This window comes from Paenisporosarcina sp. P4_D4, from assembly GCF_056401835.1.
Genome location: NZ_JBFUIO010000347.1, coordinates 1 through 936, shown reverse-complemented (window position 1 = coordinate 936; position 936 = coordinate 1). Strand labels below are relative to the sequence as shown.

Here is a 936-nt window from a genome sequence, read left to right as displayed (position 1 = left end):
GCTTTATAGCAATATTTTTTACAATATCTTTTCTTCAATTGATGATTTCACGTTCATATTTAACCGAAATTAATTTCTTTGTAATGTTGGCTTTGATTGCTAATGCTCAAAAAACAAACAAAGTATTTGAAAAAACTTAAAACTATAATTAAGTTTAAAAGTAAAGGGTGTTATTATGAATGAATGATTTATTAGTAAGTGTTATAATACCGACTTATAAAAGTAGTCAAACTTTAAAACGAGCAATTGATTCGGTTTTAATTCAGAAGTATTCATTAATTGAGATAATTGTTGTTGACGATAATGATACAAATTCTAGATATAGAACAGAAACTGAATCCATAATGAAAGAATATAAAGATGACGTAAGGATAAAGTATATAAAACATGAAAGAAATTTGAATGGATCTGCAGCAAGAAATACAGGATTTAAGAATTCTTCTGGAAAATACATATGTCTGTTAGATGATGATGACTTTTTTTTGCAAAATAAGATACTTTATCAAGTAGAATTACTTGAAAAAGAACGAATTTATGATGCCGCTTATTGTTGGAGAATTGTAAAGGGTGAAGTAATATCAAATGATAAAGTTGGAGACTTATCTTCAGATATTCTTTCTCTTGAATTTACGCCAACTACTTGTTCATTAATGATTAGACGTGAATGTTATGAATCGCTTAAAGGATTTGATKAAAATTATTATAGACATCAAGATTTTGAGTTTTTACTTCGTTTTTTTAAAAAGTATAAAATTGGAGTAGTTAATGAAGCATTGATTGAATTAGCTACTAATGGTATTGATAATGAACCACATGGGAAAAATCTTAACAAGTTAAAGAAAATGTTTTTTGAACAATTCTCCAATGATATTGAAAGAATTGATAATAATGTAAGTAACTTCAGGAAGAAGGTCTATTCAAAGCATTACTCTATTG

General features: G+C 26.5%; 1 protein-coding gene. It reads left to right on the top strand.

Annotated features, from left to right (window positions below):
* Positions 1 to 179 precede the first annotated feature (179 nt).
* Positions 180 to 936: glycosyltransferase family 2 protein (locus AC1DSL_RS18735; protein WP_477533401.1), on the top strand; the 757-nt coding region annotated here is incomplete at its 3' end.